Source organism: Mycobacterium lehmannii (assembly GCF_001499925.1).
GTDB classification, from domain to species: domain Bacteria; phylum Actinomycetota; class Actinomycetes; order Mycobacteriales; family Mycobacteriaceae; genus Mycobacterium; species Mycobacterium lehmannii.
In genome coordinates, this window is the sequence record NZ_LQIR01000019.1 from 1 (window position 1) to 20,669 (window position 20,669).

Here is a 20,669-nt window from a genome sequence, read left to right on the forward strand (position 1 = left end):
CGGCAGACTGTTCCTTCGGCATACCTGCATCCTCGTTTCCAAGGTCAGGAGCCTCCAACATTTCCAGGGCGATTCAGTTCGCTAGCGTCGGCATGTCCAGTTCACCGATCGCATAGCCTGGTAGTTCGTTCGTGCTCGCATACGGAAGAGAAACCGACCTCTGATGAAGTTTGCCCTGGCCTGTTTCGGGAGTCGCGGTGATGTTGAGCCTTCGCTTGCGGTAGGTCGCGAACTGGCCAACAGGGGCCACGGAGTGCAGCTCGCCGTTCCGCCTGATCTCATCGAGTTCGTAGAGTCAGCGGGTCTTGTGGCGGTCCCGTACGGACCGGAGGTCCAGGCGCTGCTCAACGAAGATTTCGTCCGCAACCTCTGGGCGAACTTCATGCGCAACCCGGTCGGACTGCTGCGCGATCTGTGGGCGCCGATCATTCGACACTGGCACGATGTGAGCGCGACACTAATGGCACTTGCACATGACGCCGACCTGCTGTCCACCGGCATCAATTTCGAGCAGGCCGCGGCCAATGTCGCCGAATATCACCGAATTCCGTTGATCGCCTTACACCACTTTCCAATGCGCCCCAATGGGAAGCTCCTCACTCAACTTCCACCGCCTTTGGTTCGCTCGGCGGGCACGGCATCCGAATGGCTATTCTGGCGTGCTACACACGAGGTCGAAAACGCCCAACGTCGTGAACTCGGCCTTTCCGAGACTTCAACTCGATCCTCAGTGCGCTTTGCTGAGCGGGGAATACTGGAGGTACAAGCCTACGACGAAATTTGCGTACCGGGGCTGGCGACCGAATGGGCGAAATGGGGCGACCGTCGACCATTCGTCGGCGCGCTCACGATGCAACTGGAGACAAACGCCGATGCAGAGGTCACGTCCTGGGTCGCTGCAGGATCACCTCCAATTTGCTTTGCCACAGGCAGCATCCCGCTCGAATCTCCCGCCCGCACCATCGCGATGATCAGTGACGCCTGCGCGCAGCTGGGCGAACGAGCATTGGTGTGCGCCGGCGGGACCGATCTCAGCGGCATCGACCATCCAGAACACGTCAAAGTGGTGGGAGCGGTCAACTACGCGGCAGTCTTCCCAGCCTGCCGCGCCATCGTTCACCACGGCGGCTCAGGCACGACCGCCGCGGCACTGCGAGCCGGGGTACCCACCCTCATCCTCTGGAGCTCAGCGGACCAACCGTACTGGGGGAGTCAACTTCAGAGGCTCAAAGTCGGTGCATCCCGGCGCTTTTCAACCACCAATACCAAGACACTGATCAAAGATCTGCGCCGCATCCTGACACCGGAATACGCCACACGCGCGCACGACCTCTCAGGCCAGATGACCCCGCCCGCCCAAAGCGTCACCCAGACCGCCGACCTCTTTGAGAACGCCGCACGCAAGGCGAAAGCCGAAGTACGAGGACGGTGAAAGTCCCAGCCGGAATCGGACTTCTAAAACTCAGTATTTATTGCAGCTGGCAAACATCTGCTGGATTATCGGGAAAGCCTCGGCCGCACCAGGATTGTTCTTCACTTGGTTAATCAGGTTCATCCGCTGATCCGGCGTCGAACTGAGGAAGACCCGCAAGAACTCTTGGTTCGGCGGGGACGCGTCAAGGTACTGCGCCGCCATCGGGTTTTCCGCACGGACCGCAGCCATCGCTTGATCGTAGGTGCACGTGGTGTTGATCATCGGGCCGAAGTCGGGATCGGCGGAAGCCAGCCCCGCCCCGGCCGCCAGGGCCAACGCCATACCGCCGAACGCGGCGGTCATTCTGGCCAACGACAGATTGATCATATAACGACCTTTCCCTGATGAACCGGCCCAAAACGCTCGCACGACCGGCTCCCAATGCGCAGCTCAGACCTTGCACATGCTATTTCGTCGCACAAGCTCTCGTGTCCGTTACCACCGAACGAACCACCCACATCAAGCGAGGCTGAAACCCCGAGCGAGCTGCCAGATGGCGATGAGCACGAAGAAGACGATCAGGATATGGCGATTATGCGCACGCGCCCACTCGTGGAGTGGCCGGAGCACGGCTTCAGTTTTCGCCGGGGCGAACACATAACTGAGCAAGACGAGTTCTAGTACCGCGAGGAAGCCGAGCACGAACGCGATCGCGGCGGCGACCTGCTCGCCGATACCGGCTCCGGACGCCACGATGGTGGTATCGATCAAGAGCACGAGTGTCGCCGACGGCAGATACATCATGCCGAATACGAACGCCACCCACGGCGACCCGCGATCCCACACGCTGGTCAGCCGTTCGTACAGACGCTGGATGGCCGCCACGACGTTGTTCACCCTGCCCACCAGCCGGTTGCGCGGTGCTGGGTTCGTCTCCACGGTGTGTGGATGCATCGCCGACGAATCGTCGCCACCACCTGCCCGCGCGCTTGCACGCTCGCGTAGTCGGGGCCGCACAGCCATCACCACGGCTATCGCCAGCAGCACGGTGGCGATGATGAGCGGGAACGGCTGCAGGGTGCCACTTACCGCCTCCGGCGGCGTACCCAGACCATCAGCGAACGACGCGAACCCAGGGGTCATGTGAAGCAGCGCCAGTGGGACCAAGAAGAGCGGCAGGTTTACCGTCAACGCGCCGACCCAGTAGAAAAATAGATTCTGGACAGGCCGGGGCCTGGAGATGATGAGGAGGATGAACCCGAGGAGAACCGGATTCAGCGAGATCAAAAGCGCCAGCCCGAGAAGCGAACCCCACATACCTACAGCAGTCCGAGCAGTTGTAGGTCGGTGACGTACTTGACGATGACCGGCGCCGAGACATGCGGAATGTCGTTGTCAGGACCGATCTTCGCCTCCTGCACCGCGGCTTGGAATCGGTCTGCCGGTGCGAACGAACCCAGGGTCGGCTCCGGCGGCTGGAGAGCGCCGAGCGCCCGCATCATCAACAGCATCTGCAACACCGACTGCTGGCGCTGCTTATCTGGCAGTGTCCGCAGTGCGGTTTCGAAGCGATGTAGCCACTGGTCGAAGTCGTCGATGCGTTCGATGTCATAGCCGGCTTCGATGAGCCAGTCGACGTATTCGTCGAGTCCGATCCCATCGTCGTGCGGGTTCATCACGTGGTAGGTCTCGAAGCCGTCCACCGTTTGTGAGCCCAGGGTCGAGATCGCCTCGGCGACGAAATCGACGGGCAGCCCGTCAAAGTGGGCACGTTTGCGCTTGCCTGCAGCGTCGCGCTGGTAGAACGACACCGGCGCCACCCCGGTGGCCACGATGCTGAACACCATCCTGGTGACGATGTCGGTCACGTTGAGCTGACCCGCATAGCGGGTGTCGGCCAGGATCATGCCCGAGCGGAACACCGAAACCGGCAGCCCACACAGGTCATGAGCCTCACGCAACAACACCTCGCCGGCCCACTTGCTGTTGCCGTAGCCGTTGGCGTACCCGGAATCGACAACCCTCGTCGCGCTGATGTCACGGATATCAGCGTGCTCGGTGAACGCCGACGGCTCGATCTGGCGACCGACATCCGAGGTCGACACGAACGCGTACGGCTTGACCTTGGCGGTCAACGCGAAACGGATCAGTTCGGCGGTGCCCACCACGTTGGGTCCGAACAACTCGCTGTACGGCAGGGCGCTGTTGACCACCGCCGCAGAATCGACGATCAGGTCAACGGTGTCGGTCAAGTACCGCCAGGTGTGCTCGTCCAGGCCCAGGTTGGCTTGGCCCTTGTCACCGGCGATGACGTCCAGATGCCCGGCCGCGAGTTCGTGGAATCGGCGCAACAGATGCGGATCGCCACTGTCGAAAGTCTTCTCGAGACGCTGACGCGCCTCATCATCCGACTTGGCCCGCACCAAACAGATGAGCCTGCCGTCGACTCGCTCCATCTGCTCGAGCAGCTGTAGCGCCAGATAGCGCCCGAGGAAACCGGTCGCTCCGGTCAACAACACGGTGCGCACTTCGGCGTTGGGACCGGGCAGCCCCGGCGCGACCCCGAGAGTGCCTGCATCGATGAACTTGTCCAACGTGAGATCGCGGGCGTGGATCTGGCTGGCACCGCGCCCATGCACTTGGTCGAACAACACCGCACTGGCGTCGTCAGCAGAACCCGCCGCCTCCAGGCGGTGACTCAAGCCGGACACCGTCGGCGCCTCGAACAAGGCGTGCACCGACAGATGGCTGTCGAGGGCGGTGTTGATGGCGGCGGTCACCCGCATCGCCGAGATCGAGTCGCCGCCCAGATCGAAGAACGAATCATCCACCCCGACCCGCTCCACACCCAGCACCTGAGCGTAGATGCCGGCGATGATCTCCTCGACCGCGCTCGACGGGGCCCGATACTCGGTGGCGTTGCGGTATTCCGGTGCCGGCAACGCCCGCCGGTTGAGCTTGCCGTTGACCGTCAACGGCAACGCCTCGAGCGCAACGACCGCTGACGGCACCATGTACGCCGGCAGCCGCTCGGCCATCGTGGCACGCAACTCAGACGGATCGGCACCACCGGTCACATAGCCGACCAGACGCTTATCGCCGGGACGGTCCTCGCGCGCGATCACCGCCGCCTGCTCGACCCCGTCGAGCGCGGCCAACACCGCCTGAATCTCCCCGAGCTCAATGCGGTAGCCGCGGATCTTGACCTGATCATCAGCCCGGCCCAGATACTCCAGCTGCCCATCAGAATTCCAGCGCACCAGATCCCCGGTGCGGTACATCCGCGCTCCCGGCTCTCCGAACGGGCATGCCACAAACCGCGAGGCCGTCAGTTCGGACCGGTTGACGTAGCCCAGGCTCACACCGCGACCCGCCAGATACAGCTCACCAACCACCCCGGCCGCAACCGGGCGCAACCATTCGTCGAGGACGAACGTCGCCCCACCGGGCACCGGCGAACCAATCGGCACCACCGACGAACCCGCCACCAACGGCGCACTGATCGCCGCATAAATCGTCGTCTCGGTCGGACCGTAGGCGTTGAGCATCACCCGCCCTGGCGCCCACCGATCCACCACCTCACTCGGGCATGCTTCCCCAGCGACCACCAAGGTCGTCGCCTCCAGGCCCTCCGGCGACAACATCCCCACCGCCGACGGAGTCTGATACAGAACAGTGACACCTTCATCGACCAGCAACTCGTGAAGGTGATCGGGCGACGCGGCCACCGATTCGGGCACCACCACCAGGCGGCTGCCGTGCAGCAGGGCACCCCAGATCTCCCACACCGACACATCGAAAACCAACGAATGCCACTGCGACCACACCTGGCCCGGACCCGCCGGCATATCCGAATGCAACGACTCCAGAACTTGGGTCACGTTGTGATGGGTCACCGCCACACCCTTGGGCACCCCGGTCGTACCCGACGTGTAGATGAGATAGGCGACATCGTCGGGAGCCGGCGGGAGCAAGGTGGTGCTGGGATACATGTCGATAGCGGGGTCGTCGACCTCAACGACCGGCACGCCCGACCCGTCTAGCCGAGAGCGCAACTCCGGAGTGGTTATCGCGGCGACCGGCGCCGCGTCCTCCAGCATGAAGTCCAACCGCGCAGCGGGCACGGCCGGGTCGATCGGCAGGTACGCCGCACCCGTCTTGAGCACGGCGAGCATGCCAACAATCGCGTCGTCAGAACGGGGAACCAGCAGCGCCACGGATCGGCCCGGCCCCGCGCCGTGCATGGCCAGCAGGGTGGCAACCCGATTGGCGGCCTCGTCGAGTTCGCCATAGGTCATCGAGCGACCATCGAAGGTGATCGCCATGGCCTCGGGCGCACGGGCCACCTGCGCTTCGAACCGCGCGGGAATCGACATCGGGGTGCTCACTGGCCGGCTCAGAACCGCCCGGTTCGCCCACGCGTCGAGTTCCTCGCATTCGTTGGCGTCGAGCACCTCGATTTCGGCCAACCGCTGCGCGGCGTCGGCGGTCATCGAGACGAGGATCCGCTGGAACCGATCGATCATGGCGTCGATCTCGGTGGTGCTGAACACGGTGGCGTCGAATTCGACGCGCAGTCCCAGTTCGTGGCCGGGCAGAGCCATCACCGACAGCGGGTAGTGGTTGTACTCGCGGTTGGTGAACTCGGTGACCGCCAACTCCTGCAGACCCGACAAAGCGCTGGTGTCGATCGGGTAGCTCTCATACAGAAACAGCGTGTCGAACAACTGATCATGCCCTGCAGCATGGTGAATCTCGGTCAACGCCAGATGCTCATGCTCGACGGTGTCATTGTGGTGGCGCTGCAACTGCTCGAGCAGATCAGCCACGGTGGCCGCGGCCGACATGTCCGCCCGGATCGGCACCGTGTTGATCATCAACCCGACCATCGCCTCGGCACCGGCCAGATCCGCCGGCCGACCCGACACCGCGGTACCAAAGGCCACATCGTGCTGGCCGGTCAACGCCATCAACAACTGCGCCCACCCAGCCTGCAACACCGTGTTCACCGTGGTGTGGCAGGCGCGCGCCAACTCCCCCAACGCCCGAGTCAACTCGGTGGGCATCCGATACGACTCCACCCCACGCGGCCCAGGCGCCCCCGGCGGGGCCACTAGCGTCGGTGTCTCAAACCCATCGAGCACCTGCTGCCAGGCCGCCCGCGCCGCTTCGCGGTCCTGACCGTGCAGCCAGGTGACAAAGGCGCGGTACGACGGGGCCGCCGGCAACCGGTGCCCGTAGTAGCTGGCCAAGATTTCCTGCAACAGGATCGGCATCGACCAGCCGTCGATGACGATGTGGTGGAACGTCAACACGAACCGGTGCTGGTTGCCCGCAGTGCGGATCAACGCAGCGCGGAAGGTGGGCCGATCCGCCAGATCGCAGACCGCCGCGCGTTCTGAAGCGCACAACGCATCCAGCTCGGCCTCGGACTTGCGGTCATCCCAACGCAGATCCAGGTACCGCCACGCCATCACCGGATTGGCCGGCAGGATCTGCACCGGCTCACCGAACTCCTCAGTGAACCGTGCGGCCAGGTTCGGGTGGCGCTGGACGACGTTTTGCACCGCATCGCGGAAGCGGTGCGCATCCAGCGCACCAGCCACGGTGATATCGAGCTGTACCGCATACACGTCATCACCGGTGCCGCGTGCGATCGCCGAATGGAACAACAACCCCTGCTGCAAGGGGGTCAACGGCAACACATCAGCGATGTCGTGCTCGGCACACAGGTCGTCGATCTGGGACTGGGTGAGCCGAGCCGGAGCCAGATCCGACGGGGTCAAACCGCCGCCGCCGTTGCGCACATGGGCACAGATCCCGGTCAGCGCTTCGAACCACAGCCGGCTCAAGCGTTGCATCTTGTCGGCGTCAAGTGCTGAGGGTGCCCAGGTCCACGCCGCCTGCAACTGCGGACCCTCATCGGTATCGATGGTGCCGGCGTTGAGTTCCACGGTGTGCATCAACGGCATCGCCACCGCCGAGACCGCATCCGACAGCGAGAAACTCTCCTCGCTGAGCTGCCACAAGTCATCACCGAGATCACCGGCCCCGGCGCCCAGGCGGCCTAGATAGTTGAACCCGATCACCGGATCTGGACCCGACAACTCCACATCCGGGTTCAGATACCGCAGCAGACCATAGGTCAACCCATCAGGCAGCCCACGCAGCTGCTCCTTGGCCTCTTTGACCACCGCTCCCAGTGCAGCGTCACCGGAAAGCACCTTCTGCCAAGGCAACTCAGCGATAGTGAGCGCGACCGGAGATTTGGTGGTGAACCACCCGACCGTACGGGACAAGTCGATGTCGGCGGCCAGTTCCTCGACGCGGCCGTGGCCCTCGACGTCGATGGCGATCGGGGTTTCGGCGCCACCCAGGAATTCCGTCCAGGCCAGCCCGAACGCGATCAGCAAGATGTCCTGCACGCCGGCGTGGAACGCAGAAGGCACCTCACCGAGCAGTCGCCGCGTGGTGTCCACATCTAAGGGCACCGACAACTGACCGGCATTGGCATAGGTGTCCACCGAGGGTTGAACCGCCGGCAACATCGCCGGCGCCGCCTCCACCCGCCGCCAGACCTCAGCGTGCGCGACGACCTCAGGACGCAGGGCATGTTCGGCCAACAGGGACGCCCAGTGCTTAAACGAGGTACCGCCGACCGGAAGCTCGATCGGTTGTCCGCTGTGGCGCTGGACCCAGGCGATGTTGAGATCCTCGAGCAGGATGCGCCACGACACCCCGTCGACCGCCAGGTGATGGAACATCAGCACCAACTGGTTCGTCGAGGTCACCCACAACGCAGACAGCATCGCGCCCGCACCCGGGTTCAGCCGCGACCGCGCCGCCACCAGTGCCTCGTCGGACAACGCCTCGACCACGTGCAGGTAATCGCGCGCGTTGACCGTGCCGGGCTTGGGAACGCTGAAGGACCATTGGCCGGCGCCGTCGTCGTCGACGTAGAGACGCAGCGTGGCGTGCCGATCCAACAACGCCTGCAGGACGACTTCGACGTCGGCCTCGCTCACCGCCGCAGGCGCCTGCACGATCAGGGTCTGGTTGAACTCATCGACGGGGCCCTCGACGTCCTGCAGCCAGCGCATGATCGGCGTGGCCACCACCGGGCCGATGCCCTCATCGATGACCGCGGCCTCGCCGCCGACCACCTTGGTCACAGCCGCCAACCGGGCCACAGTCTGCTCGACGAAGATGTCGCGGGGCCGGCACAACAACCCGGCTGCGCGGGCCCGGCCGACGACCTGCATCGACAAGATGCTGTCGCCACCGAGATCGAAGAACGAATCATCGACCCCGACCCGGTCCACTCCGAGCACCTCGGCATAAATCGTGGCCAGGATCTCCTCGACCTGGGTGGACGGAGCACGGTAGTCCGCCGCCGTGCTGCGGTACTCCGGAGCCGGCAGGGCGCGCTTGTCGAGCTTGCCGTTGACCGTCAGCGGCAGCGTCTCGAGCACCACGATCGCCGTGGGCACCATGTAGGCGGGCAGGCGCTGGGCCAGCGCGCCGCGCAGTTCGGCCGGATCCGCGGTCCCGGTGATATAGCCGACCAGGCGCTTGTCGCCGGGGCGGTCCTCACGCGCGATCACCGCGGCGTGGTCGACCCCATCCAGCTTGGCCAACGCGGCCTGGATCTCGCCCAACTCGATGCGATAACCGCGGATCTTGACCTGCTCATCGGCGCGGCCCAGATACTGCAGCTGCCCGTCCTCGCCCCACCGCACAAGATCCCCGGTGCGATACATCCGCGCACCCGGCTCACCGAACGGGCACGCCACAAAACGCGACGCCGTCAACCCCCCACGATTGACATAACCAGCCGCCACCCCGGCACCAGCCACATACAACTCACCAACCACACCTTCGGCCGCCGGGCGCAACCACTGATCCAAAACGAACAACGCCGCCTGCGGCACCGGCGAACCGATCGGGGCCACCCCCGCATTGGCCACCAACGGCTTGCTCATCGCCGCATAAATCGTCGCCTCGGTCGGCCCATAGGCGTTCATCATCACCCGATCACCGCTCGCCCACCGATCAACAAGGTCGGTCGGGCAGGCCTCACCAGCCACGATCAACGTCGTCGACTCCAGCCCCTCCGGCGACAACATGCCCGCCGCCGACGGGGTCTGGCACAACACGCTGACCTTCTCGGTGATCAACAAGTTGTGCAGATCCATCGGCGAACTGGCCACCGACTCCGGCACCACCACCAGGCGCCCACCATGCAGCAGCGCACCCCAGATCTCCCACACCGAGACGTCAAACACCAGCGAGTGCCACTGCGACCACACCTGCCCCGGCCCCGCCGGCAGATCGGCATGCAACACCTCAAGCAGCGACGCCACATTCGCATGCGTGACCGCCACCGCCTTGGGCACACCCGTCGTACCCGAGGTATACGTCATATAGGCCAGATCATCAGGCGCGGGCCCTGCCGCCGAAACGACGACGTCGGGCTGGTTGTTGACGGCGGAATCATCGACATCGATGACCACGACGTCCGAATCATCCAAGCGCGAGCGCAGATCTCCCGTGGTGACCGCGACGACGGGCTCGGCGTCGCCGAGCATGAACTTGATGCGCTCGTCGGGGTGCGCGGGATCGATCGGCAGATACGCCGCCCCACTCTTGAGCACCGCCAGAATCGAGATGATGGCCTCGGCCGATCGGGGAATCAGCAACGCAACTGATCGACCAGGGCCGGCGTCGCGTTCAGCCAGAACATTGGCCAGCCGGTTCGACGCCTGATCCAGCTCACGGTAGGTCCACGACTGCTCACCGCACACCAGGGCCACCGCATCGGGGGCACGCAAGACCTGGGTGGCGAACAAATCTGGTATCGAGACACGGCTGTGCACCGACTCGGTCAGAACCGAGTGGTTACCCCACTCGGCAAGCAGGTCCTGCTCGTCGTCGTCAAAAAGGTCCAACGACAGTAAAGTCCGGCTCGGATCGGCGCTCATGACTTCCCCCTCGTATCTACAGTCATAGCCACCAACACCCGCTGGAAACGATCGACCAGCTTTCCGATTCGGGCGCTAGAGAAGACGTCCTTGTCGTATTCGACGCGCAGGCCAATTTCGTTACCCGGAACGGCCTGCACCGATAGCGGATAATGGTTGAACTCGCGATTTGTGAACCCCGTAATCGCCAGTTCCTGCACCTCCGACAACCCCGCTGCATCGAGGGGATAGTTCTCGTAAACGAAAACGGTGTCGAAAAGCTGATCGTGGCCAGTGGCGCGATGAATCTCGGTCAGCGCCAGGTGCTGATGCTCCAGCGTGTCAGTGTAAGAGTTTTGCAGCTGCGTCAACAAATCGGCGATCGTCGTGGTCGGAGTGACGCTCGCCCGCACCGGAACGGTGTTGATCAGGAGCCCGACCATGGACTCGGCGCCCGGCATGTCGACCGGACGTCCCGAGACGGCTGTACCGAAGGCGACGTCGGTCTGCCCCGTCAACCAGATCAGGATCTGCGCCCACGCCGCCTGCAGCACCGTGCTGACGGTGGTGCGGCAGGAGCGGGCCAGCTCGCCGAGAGCCTGCGTGGTGTCGGCGGAGACCGTGAAGGACTCGACTCCGCGACGGCCCAGCGCCAGCCGGCCCGGAGGACCCACGAGGGTGGGCGTATCGAAGCCGGCGAGCACGTTCCGCCACGCCGTCTGGGCAGCGTCGAGGTCCTGCTCGGCCAGCCAGGTGACGAACCGGCGGTAGGGCACGGGTGGCGGAAGCCGGTGACCGAAGTAGCTGGCGAAGATCTCCTGCAGCAGGATGGGCTTCGACCAACCATCGAGCACGATGTGGTGATTTGTGAGGACGAATCGGTATTGGTCTTCGGCGGTGCGGATCAACGCAGCCCGGAAAGGCGGTCGATCAGCCAGGGCGCAGACCGCAACGCGCTCACCGTGGCTGAACTGGTCGATCTGCGCTTCGATGTCGCCGATCTCAGGGTCGAGTTCGACGTACTGCCACGCCAACTCCGGAGCGGCCGAGAGGACCTGGACCGGCGCACCGAAATCTTCGTAGAAGCGGGCCACCAGGTTCGGATGCCGGTTGATGACGGTGTGCACCGCATCGCGGAGGCGCTCCGGCTCGATCCGTCCGGTCACCGACACGTCCAACTGCACCGCGTACAGGTCTTCGCTGCCGTCGGCTTCGCCGGTGTGGAAGAGCAGGCCCTGCTGCAGCGGAGTCAGCGGCAGGACATCGACGGCCTGGTATCGCCGCTGCAGATCGTCGATCTGCTCCTGAGTGACGCGTGCCGGCGCGACATCGGACGGGGTCAGCCCGCCGCCACCGGATTGCACGTGGGCGCAGATCCCCGCGAGCGCCTCGAACCACAGCTGACCGACCCGGTTGACCTGCTCACGGTCCAGCGCCGACAGCGCCCAAGTCCAGGTCGCCTGCAGATGCGGCCCCGCTTCGGTGTCCATGGTGCCCGCATTGAGTTCGACGGTGTGTCCCAGCGGTGTGGGCACTGCCGACGCTGCGGCGGTGATGGAGACGCCGTCGTGGTCGATGCGCCACAGGTCCTCGGAAAGCTCAGCCGCCGCGGCGCCCAGCCGGCCCAGATAGTTGAACCCGATCGCGGGGTCGGAGCCTGCGAGGTCCACGTCGCTGTTCATGTAGCGCAGCAGCCCGTACGTCAGGCCGTCGGGCAGGCCCCGCAGTTGTTCCTTGGCGGCCTTGATGACCGGGCCCAGAGCGGCGTCGCCTGCCGCCACCTGGTCCCAGGACAGCCCGCCGACGGTCAGTGCCACCGGGTACTTAGTGGTGAACCAGCCCACCGTGCGCGACAGGTCGACGTCACCGGCCAGTTCCTCCTGGCGGCCGTGGCCCTCGACGTCGATGGCGATCGGGCCCTCGTTGGCGTCGAGGAACTCGGCCCACGCCAGACCGAAGGCGATCAGCAGGATGTCCTGGACCCCGGCGTGGAACGCCGCGGGCACCTCGCCGAGCAGCAGTCGCGTTGTGTCGGAATCCAGCTCCAGTGACAGCTGCCCCGCGTTGGCGTAGGTGTCGACATCGGGTTGCACGGCCGGCAGCGCAGCCGGTATGGCCGCCACCTGTCGCCACGCGTCGGCCAGGTCCACCACCGCCGACAGATGTGCATGCTCCTTCAGTATCGAAGACCAGCGCGCGAACGAGGTGCCGCCGGTGGGGAGCTCGACGGCCTGTCCCCCGTGATGCTGCGCCCAGGCGATGTTGATGTCTTCCAATAGGATTCGCCATGACACCGCATCGACTGCAAGGTGGTGGGCGATCAACACCAGTTGGCGGGTGTCGGCCACCCACAGAGCGCTGAGCATCGTGCCGGCAGCCAGATTCAACCGGGACCGCGCCTCGAGCAGCACGTCATCGGACACCGCGTCCACCGATTGCACGCAACTGCGTGCGTCGACGGCGCCCACCTCGGGGACGCTCAAAGACCAACCGCCGGTGCCGTCGTCGTCGACGATCAACCGCAACATCGCATGCCGGTCCAGCAGTCCCTGCAGGACGACCACCACGTCCGCCTCGCTCACCCCGGCGGGAGCCTGCAGTACGACCGTCTGGTTGAACTCGTCGATCGGACCGTCAACACCGTTGAGCCACTGCATGATCGGCGTGACGACCACCGGACCGATGCCCTCGTCGACCGCGCCTTCGGTGTCCGAGAACGTGGCCACCTGCGCCAGCCGGGCAACGGTCTGCTCGACGAAGATGTCGCGCGGCCGGCACACCAGTCCGGCCGCCCGCGCACGGGCGACCACCTGCATCGACAGGATGCTGTCGCCGCCGAGGTCGAAGAAGGAGTCGTCGACGCCGACGCGGTCCACGCCGAGCACCTGGGCGAAGATCCCGGCCAGGATCTCTTCCACCGCCGTGCTCGGCGCGCGGTACTGGTCGGCATCGGAAAATTCGGGCGCCGGAAGGGCACGGGTGTCGAGCTTGCCGTTGACGGTCAGCGGCAACGCATCGAGCACCACCACCGCGGTCGGCACCATGTACGTCGGTAGCCGTTCGCCGAGTTTCGCGCGCACCGCGGTCGGGTCCACCTGGCCGGTGACGTAGCCGACCAACCGCTTGTCGCCCGGGCGGTCCTCACGCGCGATCACCGCCGCCTCGTTCACCCCGTCGACCCCGGCCATCGCGGCTTGTATTTCACCGAGCTCGATGCGGTAGCCGCGGATCTTCACCTGCTTGTCGGCGCGACCCTCATACCGCAGCTGACCGTCGGCGCCCCAGCGCACCAAGTCGCCGGTGCGGTACATCCGTGAGCCCGGCCCGCCGAACGGGCAGGCAACGAACCGCGTCGACGTCAGCAGAGACCGGCCGAGATAGCCCGAGGCCAGCCCGGCGCCTGCCACGTACAGCTCGCCGGTCACGCCGACTGGTACCCGCCGCATAAACTCGTCGAGCACGAAGAACGCCAGGTGTTCGAGGGGCACACCGATGGGACTGGTGGTGGTATCGACGTCGCCGGCACCGATTTCGCGGAAGGACGCGTGCACCGTGGTCTCGGTGATGCCGTACATGTTGATCATGCGCGGCAGCCCCGGATGGCTGTGCAGCCACGTCGAAAGTCGTTGCGGCTCAAGCGCTTCACCACCAAACACGACGGTTTGGAGCTTAAGTTGCTGGCCCAGCTCCGGCTGCAGCGCGTCGGCCGTCTGCAATGCGTAGAACGCCGACGGCGTCTGGCTCAGGACGCTGACCTGCTCGGTGACCAGCAGCGCGTGGAGCTCTTCGGGCGACCGGACGACCGAGTCGGGCACGATCAGCAGCCGGCCGCCGTACAGCAGCGCGCCCCAGATCTCCCAGACCGAATAGTCGAACGCCAGGGAATGGCACTGCGTCCACACCTGCCCGAGGGATAGCTCCACATCGAGGGACTCGAGCAGCCTCGTGACGTTGCGATGCGTGACAGCAACGCCTTTGGGGGTGCCGGTGGTTCCGGAGGTGTAGATGATGTAGGCGATGTCGTCGGGCGCCGAAGCCGACAGCACCGCCGCGGGTTCCTCGTCGGCACCGTAGTCATTGACGTCGATGATCGGAACGTCATAGGACTCCAGCCGCGAGCGGAGGTCGTCCGTCGTGACGGCGGCAACCGGCGCGGCGTCGCCGACCATGAATTCGATTCGTGCGTCGGGGTGAGCGGGGTCGATCGGCAGATAGGCCGCGCCTGTCTTGAGCACCGCCAGGATCGCCGCGATCGCCTCCGTGGAACGCGGAAGCAGAAGTGCCACACGCTGTCCCGGTCCCGCGCCTCGGTGATACAGCAGTGATGCCAACCGGTTCGCGGTCTCGTCGAGCTCGCCGTAGGTCGTCGACCGACCCTCGAATGTGACCGCCACCGCCTCTGGGGCGCGGCTGACCTGGGCGTCGAACATCGCCATGATCGACACCGGCGTGGTGGCAGGCCGAGTCAGTACCGCCCTGTTGCCCCAGCCGTCGAGTTGCTCGCGTTCGCCGGAGCCCAGCAGGTCGATCGAAGACAACCGCCCGGTCGGATTGGCGACCATGGCCGTCAACACATGCCGCAATCGGTCGACGAGCGTCTCGATCTCAGACTCGTCGAAGATGTCGGTGTCGAACTCGACGCGCAGACTGAGTTCGTTACCGGGGGTCACCACCATCGAGAGCAGGTAGTGGTTGTACTCGCGGCTGTTGAAATCGGTGACGGCGAGGTCCTGCACGCTCATCAGCGCGCCGACGTCGATCGGATAGTTCTCGTAGACGAACAGGGTGTCGAAGAGACGATCGTGTCCGACGACGCGATGAATCTCGGCGAGCGCGAGATGCTCGTGATCGAGGGTGTTGTTGTGGTCGCGCTGCAGCTGATCGAGTAAGTCCGCGACGGTGGTCGCCGCCGTCATGTCGGCGCGCACCGGAACCGTGTTGATCAGCAGGCCGACCATCGAGTCGGCACCGGAAAGGTCGACCGGCCGGCCGGACACCGCGGTGCCGAAGGTGACGTCGTGGTGGCCCGTCATCGCCATCAACAGCTGCGCCCATGCGGCCTGCAGGACTGTGTTGACGGTGGTCTGTCGGGCACGCGCCAACTCGCCGAGCGATTGGGTGAGGTCCGCAGGCATCCGATGTGACGCGACGGCCCGTGGCCCGGCCTGAGCGGGCGGCGCGACCAAGGTGGGTTCTTCGAAACCGGTCAGCACCTCGCGCCAGGCCGCCCGCGCTGCGTCGTCATCCTGATCCGTCAGCCAGCTGACGAAGTTGCGGAACGGCGGGGCCGCAGGAAGCCGTTGCCCGTAGTAGCTCGCGAAGATCTCCTGCAGCAAGACCGGCAGCGACCAGCCGTCGATCACGATGTGATGGATCGTGATCACCAGCCGGTGTTGATTCCCCGGCAGACGGATCAGGGCACCGCGGAAGAGCGGCTGATCCGCGAACTTGCATACCGCGGCACGCTCGTCGGCGCACATCTGCTCGACGCGTTGGTCGGACGCATCGCCGTCGCCCAATTCGCGGTACTGCCAGGCGATTACGGGATCAGCGGGGATGATCTGCACTGGTTCGCCGAAGTCCTCGCTGAAGCGCGCGGCCAGGTTGGGGTGGCGGGCGACGACGGTCTGCACCGCATCGCGGAGGCGGGCCGGGTCCAGGGAGCCGGTCAGGGTGATGCCGAGTTGCACCGCGTAGACGTCGTCGTCGGAGTCCTCGATGAAGCTGGACTGGAAGAGCAGTCCTCGTTGCAGTGGTGTCAGCGGCAGTACGTCGGCGGGGTTGTGCCGGTGGGTCAGATCATCGATCTGCTGTTGGGTGAGTCGGGCGGGAGCGAGGTCGGACGGGGTGAGCCCGCCGCCACCGTTCTGCACGTGGGCACAGATACCGGCCAGAGCCTCGAACCACAGCTGGTTGAGCCGCTCGGCCTTGTCCCGGTCCAGCACTGAGGGCGCCCAGGTCCACGCCGCCTGCAGTTGCGGGCCGTCCTCGGTGTCGGCGGTGCCGGCATTGAGTTCGACGGTGTGCGCCAACGGCATCGACACCGCCGCCGCGATGTCCGTCAGCGCCAAACTGTCGGAGCTGATTCGCCAGAAGTCGTCGGACAACTCGCCCGCACCGGCCCCTAGGCGTCCGAGATAGTTGAACCCGATCGTCGGGTCCGGACCGGAAAGGTCGACGTCGGGATTCAAGTAGCGCAGCAGACCGTAAGTCAGACCCTCGGGAAGAGCGCGCAGTTGTTCTTTGACGTCCTTGATCACCGTGCCCAATGCGGCATCACCGGCACTCACCTGAGCCCAGGTCACCCCACTCACGCTCAGCGCGACAGGGTACTTGGTGGTGAACCAACCGACCGTGCGGGACAGGTCGACGTCGGCGGCCAATTCCTCGTGGCGGCCGTGGCCCTCCACGTCAATGCCGATCGGCGCCCCAGTGGAGCCCAGGAATTCGGCCCAGGCCAACCCGAAGGCGATCAACAGAATGTCCTGCACGCCAGCGTGAAACGCGGCGGGCACCTCTCCGAGCAGCTGGCGGGTGGTCGCGGCGTCCAGCGACATGGTGAGACGTCCGGCGTTGGCGTAAGTGTCCACCTCGGGCTGTACGGCGGGCAGCGCCGCCGGAGTCGAAGCGACCTGCCGCCAGGTGTCGGCGTGCCGGACGACATCGACAGCGCCGGCGTGCTCAGCCAGAAGCGAGGACCACCGAGCGAAAGACGTTCCTCCGGTAGGCAATTCGATCGGCTGACCGTTATGGTACTGCGCCCAGGCGATGTTGAGGTCTTCCAACAGGATGCGCCACGACACCCCGTCCACCGCCAGATGGTGGATCACCAACGCCAGCTGTCCGGCACTCGGCACCCACACCGCGCTCACCATCGCACCAGTGCGCGGATTCAGGCGCGATCGCGCCGCCACCAACGCCTCGTCGGTCAGCTCGTCGACGACCTGCACACGATCGCTGGCCTGAACCGCACCAGCCTCGGGCACTGTCAACGACCAACCGTCGACACCGTCCTCGGCGCGCAACCGCAACGTCGCATGTCGATCCAGCAGCGCCTGCAACACCGTTTTGACGTCGGCCTCGGTTACGCCCTCCGGGGCCTGCACCACCAATGTCTGGTTGAACTCGTCGACGGCGCCGGACATCTCGTGCAGCCAGTGCATGATCGGCGTCGCCACCACCGGGCCGATACCCTCATCGACGACCGCGGCCTCACCACCGACCACCTTGGTCACAGCCGCCAGGCGTGCCACGGTCTGCTCGACGAAGATGTCGCGGGGCCGGCAGAAGAGGCCAGCCGCCCGGGCTCGACCCACCACCTGCATCGACAAGATGCTGTCGCCACCCAGATCGAAGAACGAATCATCGACCCCGACCCGCTCAACGCCGAGCACCTCGGCGTAGATCCCGGCCAGAATCTCCTCGACGGCACTGCCTGGAGCACGGTAATCAGCTCTGCCACCGGTGAATTCGGGTGCAGGCAGAGCGCGGACGTCCACCTTGTTGCTCGATGTCAGCGGCAACGACTCCAGGACAACGATCGCGACCGGCACCATGTAGGGAGGCAGCCGGTCCGCGAGCAGGGCGCGCAGTTCGCCGGGATCGGCGGTGCCGGTGATGTAACCCACCAGCCGCTTGTCGCCGGGGCGATCCTCACGCGCGATCACCGCTGCCTGGTTGACGCCGTCCAACCGTCCCAGTGCAGCTTGAATCTCCCCGAGCTCGATGCGATAGCCGCGGATCTTGACCTGCTCATCGGCGCGGCCCAGATACTGCAGCTGGCCGTCCTCGCCCCAACACACCAAGTCGCCGGTGCGATACATCCGCGCACCCGACCCGCCGAACGGGCAGGCGACGAACCTTGATGCCGTCAGATCGGGGCGACCCACGTATCCAGCGGCGACGCCGGCACCGGCCACGTACAACTCGCCGACGACACCCACGGGCACTGGCCGCAACCAGGTGTCCAGCACGAACAGCACCGCATCGGGGACTGGCAATCCGATTGGGACCACGGTGTCGCCAGGCGTCAGCGGCGCACTGACGGTTGCCACCATGGTGGTCTCGGTCGGGCCGTAGCCATTGACCATCAGACGTCCACGCGCCCACCTATCCACCACTGGCGGTGGGCACGCCTCACCGACGACCACCAGCGCCATCGAGTCCAGCCCTTCGGGCGACAGCATCGCGACCGCCGAGGGGGTTTGGGTCAGCACGGTGACTCGCTGGCGGGCCAGCTCGTCGCGGAAGTCTTCGGGCGAGCTGGTGACCGCTTCTGGCACCACGACAACGCTTCCGCCGCGCAGCAGCGCGTTCCAGATCTCCCACACCGAAGCGTCGAAGGCCAACGAGTGGCATTGCGCCCACGCGCCCGGGTGCGGCAGACCGGAATCGATCGGCTCAAGGAGCTGGGTGACACTCTGGTGTGTCGCCGCAACGCCTTTGGGGACACCGGTGGTGCCCGAGGTGTAGATGATGTACGCCACGTCGTCGGGAGCGGGGGCCGACATCGCGCTGCCCTCATCGGTTTCGGCAGCCAGACCTTCGATGTCGATCACCGGGACGTCCGACCCGTCCAGTCGAGAGCGCAATGCGGCGGTTGTGAGCACGGCGAGAGGCGCGGCGTCTTCGAGGATGAACTTCAACCTCGCTTCCGGCACCACTGGGTCGACAGGTAGATACGCCGCCCCGGTCTTGAGGACCGCCAAGATCGCGATGACGGCCCAGTCAGACCGATCCGCCAGCAGCAACAGGCATCGGCCAGGCGCGGCTCCCCGCGCCGCAAGCGATCGCGCGAACCGATCGGCAGCCTCGTCCAGTTCGCGATAGGTCCACGACCGCTCTCCGAATACCAACGCCGTCTTATCCGGACCCTTCGCCACCTGCGCGGCGAACGATTCGGTGATCGAGTCGGGTGCGGGGGGCTCGTCGGTCAGTAGGTTTCGCTGCCCCATCCGATCGAGTTCGACACGCTCCTCCGCACTGAGCTCATCGATGGACGAGAGCGGACGATCGGGATCCTCCGCCATCGCGGTGATGATCCGCTGGAGACGCTCCGCCAGATCGGCTGCGTCGAAATTCGCAAACGGCTGACCCAGGCCGGCGGTACTGAGCGACATCTGGTCGCTGGCGCCGGAGAAGAAGAACCCGTAGTGGCCGACCGGACCGTGGTTGGTGTACGACGCGGTCGCCGGAACACCCGCCAGGTCGAGCGTGAGGCGGGACGGCAGGAAGCTGATCGCTACGCGGTTCGTCCCTTGTCTTAGGCCACCCGCTCCCTCGAGGGTGTGCACAGGAAACCGCTGATGCTTCAACAATTCACGAATGCGCAGGTCCACGTGTTTGCAGAACTCTGCTGCGGTCAGCTCCGGTCGCGCGCTCAGGACCAACGGGACAACCCCGGCCAGCATCCCGGGAATCGACTTCGACTCCTCGGTGACGCGCCTGCTCACCGGGAAGTCAAGCGCCACATCGGAACCGCCCGCTGACCATGAACGCGCCAGCAGCGCACACGCTGCGGTCGTCACGGAGTAGCGGCGAATCCGCAGAGCCTTCGAAAGCTCTTTGATGCGGCTGACCGCTCCCTGGTCTATGTCGACGGATGTCGACGGGGTGTAGGCGTCACGACCGTCCGCCACCTGGGGGGCGCGCGGATCCAGCCCGGTTTCAGGTGGGAGGTTCTCGCGCCAGTACGCCTGATCGCTGGCGAAATCGTCAGATGCCTCGTACGCCGCCTCGCACTCGACGAGGTCCTCGATCGAACCGAAGTATGCAGGTGGAACCGGTTGCCCTTTGGCCAGTGCCGTATAAATCGTTGCGATTCGACGGCATACGAGCGCCATTCCCATTCCGTCAACGGAAATGTGATGCCCCAATCCATATGCATAATATTGATCGGGCTTTGTCTGGAATAGCGCAAATGTCACCATGCGGCCGGTAAGCGGCATCGGCGTGTGCTGAATGGACGACGCTATCTCGCGGACTTTTCCTTCGGGATCCGATGCGTCCCTGACATCGTAGAAGGGCAGCTCGAGGTCGGAGTAGTCCATCGGCCGCTGCAGGATCCGGCCGTCCTCCTCGAAGAAAACGGCTCTGGCGGGTTCGGCTTCTTGCAGGGCCTGACGGATGGCCTGGTGGAAATGGTCACGTTGGATCGGGCCGTCAATTCGTACAAGAAGACCGAGCTGCCACTCCGTGCCGGCGAGGCCGCTCTCTTGGGACAGCCAGATATCCAGCTGTCCTCGCGACAGAGGTAGCGCCCCGTCGTCTTGTCCCATTAGTCGACTTCCCCCAAC

5 protein-coding genes are annotated in these 20,669 nt (G+C 65.2%); 1 reads left to right on the forward strand and 4 read right to left on the reverse strand.

Annotation, left to right across the window (positions count from 1 at the left end):
- The first annotated feature begins 163 nt into the window (after positions 1–163).
- Positions 164–1,432, forward strand: coding sequence for a glycosyltransferase (locus tag AU192_RS11960; protein WP_064396352.1), 1,269 nt, complete (start codon positions 164–166; stop codon positions 1,430–1,432).
- A 30-nt stretch (positions 1,433–1,462) separates the two neighbouring features.
- Here the strand turns inward: AU192_RS11960 and AU192_RS11965 are convergent, their stop codons facing one another.
- From AU192_RS11965 to AU192_RS11980, 4 genes are all read right to left on the reverse strand, one after another.
- Positions 1,463–1,801, reverse strand: a complete 339-nt coding sequence (locus AU192_RS11965; protein ID WP_064396355.1) for a hemophore-related protein — start codon at positions 1,799–1,801, stop codon at positions 1,463–1,465.
- Between the two features lie 132 nt (positions 1,802–1,933).
- Positions 1,934–2,731, reverse strand: coding sequence for a GAP family protein (locus AU192_RS11970; RefSeq protein WP_064396358.1), 798 nt, complete (start codon positions 2,729–2,731; stop codon positions 1,934–1,936).
- Between the two features lie 2 nt (positions 2,732–2,733).
- The gene (locus AU192_RS11975) at positions 2,734–10,395 is read right to left on the reverse strand and encodes a non-ribosomal peptide synthetase (RefSeq protein WP_064396360.1); all 7,662 of its coding nucleotides are present in this window, start codon (positions 10,393–10,395) and stop codon (positions 2,734–2,736) included.
- Entirely contained in the window at positions 10,392–20,651 is a 10,260-nt protein-coding gene (locus AU192_RS11980; RefSeq protein WP_064396361.1) for a non-ribosomal peptide synthetase, read from the reverse strand. Before AU192_RS11980 ends, AU192_RS11975 begins: the two co-directional genes overlap by 4 nt.
- Positions 20,652–20,669 lie beyond the last annotated feature (18 nt).

Bases quoted from the DNA above. Each gene is read 5' to 3' on its own strand.
- AU192_RS11980 (WP_064396361.1), bottom strand. From the start codon at position 20,651: ATGGGACAAGACGACGGGGCGCTACCTCTGTCGCGAGGACAGCTGGAT.
- AU192_RS11975 (WP_064396360.1), bottom strand. From the start codon at position 10,395: ATGAGCGCCGATCCGAGCCGGACTTTACTGTCGTTGGACCTTTTTGAC.
- AU192_RS11970 (WP_064396358.1), bottom strand. From the start codon at position 2,731: ATGTGGGGTTCGCTTCTCGGGCTGGCGCTTTTGATCTCGCTGAATCCG.
- AU192_RS11960 (WP_064396352.1), top strand. From the start codon at position 164: ATGAAGTTTGCCCTGGCCTGTTTCGGGAGTCGCGGTGATGTTGAGCCT.
- AU192_RS11965 (WP_064396355.1), bottom strand. From the start codon at position 1,801: ATGATCAATCTGTCGTTGGCCAGAATGACCGCCGCGTTCGGCGGTATG.